This window comes from Escherichia sp. E.sYA108 (assembly GCF_011754335.1).
Classification (GTDB): Bacteria; Pseudomonadota; Gammaproteobacteria; order Enterobacterales; family Enterobacteriaceae; genus Escherichia; species Escherichia coli.
This window is the reverse complement of sequence record NZ_JAAQVZ010000005.1, coordinates 1-1,919: the sequence shown is the minus strand read 5'-3', so window position 1 is coordinate 1,919 and position 1,919 is coordinate 1. Positions and strand designations below refer to the sequence as shown.

Genomic DNA, 1,919 nt, shown 5'->3' with positions numbered 1-1,919 from the left:
ATAAACGCGGCCATAACAGCGGAATGACACCGGTAAACCGAAAGGCAGGAACAGGAGAGCGCACGAGGGAGCCGCCAGGGGGAAACGCCTGGTATCTTTATAGTCCTGTCGGGTTTCGCCACCACTGATTTGAGCGTCAGGTTTCGTGATGCTTGTCAGGGGGGCGGAGCCTATGGAAAAACGGCTTCGCCGCGGCCCTATCGCTTCCCTGTTAAGTCTCTTCCTGGCATCCTCCAGGAAATCTCCGCCCCGTTCGTAAGCCATTTCCGCTCGCCGCAGTCGAACGACCGAGCGTAGCGAGTCAGTGAGCGAGGAAGCGGAATATATCCTGTATCACATATTCTGCTGACGCGCCGGTGCCGCCTTTTTTCTCCTGCCACATGAAGCACTTCACTGACACCCTCATCCGTGCCAACATAGTAAGCCAGTATACACTCCGCTAGCGCTGCGTGACTGGTTCAGGGCTGCGCCCCGAAACCCGCTAAAACCACTGCCGCGCCTGCGGCTTGCCCAACGTCTCACGTCACCGGATTAAAATCCGCTCCCGTTCACCGTTTCTGGCTGTCTTTCAGCACCGCCAGCGCTTCATCGGTTCTGCTGTGTCTGGCAGACTGTGCGGAGTTATTCTGACGGGAGAATGCTATGAACAGACTGACAAACCTGACACCTGCAGAGAAAAAATTTCTTGATGATGCTATTGCCGCAGCTGAGAGAGCGTCAGGCAAAAAGCTAAATCAGCCGAACCGGCATATCGTCCTGAACAGAGCGCGTGCGCAGATTGAGTCGCAGCGTTACGCCGACCGCCAGCGTGCATTACGTGAGGATGAGCGGCAGCAGTCCGAGTTTGCCTGGTCACGTCCGCGCGCGCCGCGCCGCTGATTGCGCCTTTTGGCGGTTTAGTGGTGCTGACACTCCGAAATCGTCTGCCATTCACCCGCGTGCATAGCCATGCAGGTACGCAGAAATCATCAGGGGCGTTTTTTCTCGATATGGGCACAGAAAGGTGTATGTTTCAGGCCGGAGGCCTCAGAAACGCGCTGAGGGCGTTTGAGGCGGTGCGGCCAACGGATGTTATGTTTAATGTTGATAACAGGAGTAAGAGTGATGCTTACATTTATTGGTGTAGTGGTAGTCGCCGTTATTGCATTTAAATTATTTATGCTTTTTTTTAGTTCATCCGAATCTGCCGTCGAACGTGCTACCCGTAAATATATGGAGAACCCTACGAGTGCTAACTATAAAATAATGGTGGCTACACGCATGAGAAATGAGAAGAAAAGAGGGTGATATATGTTTGAGTTTATTGGTTTTTTATTTTTGCTTTTGGTGTGTTATGTCTTTATACAAATGGTTGCTGTCAGGGTGTTTCCTGAATATGGAGTACGGAAAGCGGAGGAACGATACCGTCGAAATCCATCAGCAGAAAATGAGGATCTGTTATGGAGAGCTAGAAGTCGTATAACTAAACGCAAGTAATGTTTCCTAAGTGTGTTGATAGGCAAACATGGTGGGGGTTACTACTCTCGGAGTTAATGATCTTCTTGTGATCCTGTCGTTTCAGTCGTAATCTCTTGCTCTGAAAACGAAAAAACCACCTGGGGAGGTGGTTTGATCGAAGGTTAAGTCAGTTGGGGAACTGCTTAACCAGGTAACTGGGTATACGAGACCGCAGATACCGAAACTGTTCTTTCAGTGTAGCCGCAGTCAGGCCCATACTTCAAGACCTCTGAATCTCTCTCTCGTATATCCCAGTTACCAGTGGCTGCTGCCAGTGGCGCTTTGTCGTGCTTTCTCGGGTTGGACTCAAGATGATAGTTACCGGGTAAGGCGCAGCAGTCGGACTGAACGGGGGGTTTGTGCATACAGTCCAGCTTGGAGCGAACTGCCTACCCGGAACTGAGTGTCAGGCGTGGAATGAG

Annotated in this window: 2 protein-coding genes; both read left to right on the top strand. The window is 51.3% G+C overall.

Translation table 11 applies throughout. The features are described from left to right. The first annotated feature begins 642 nt into the window (after positions 1-642). Positions 643-879: a hypothetical protein gene (locus tag HBM92_RS25040; protein ID WP_001676031.1), complete on the top strand. Its 237-nt coding sequence runs from the start codon at positions 643-645 to the stop codon at positions 877-879. A 225-nt stretch (positions 880-1,104) separates the two neighbouring features. Then, positions 1,105-1,287: a hypothetical protein gene (locus tag HBM92_RS25035; RefSeq protein WP_016265984.1), complete on the top strand. Its 183-nt coding sequence runs from the start codon at positions 1,105-1,107 to the stop codon at positions 1,285-1,287. Positions 1,288-1,919 lie beyond the last annotated feature (632 nt).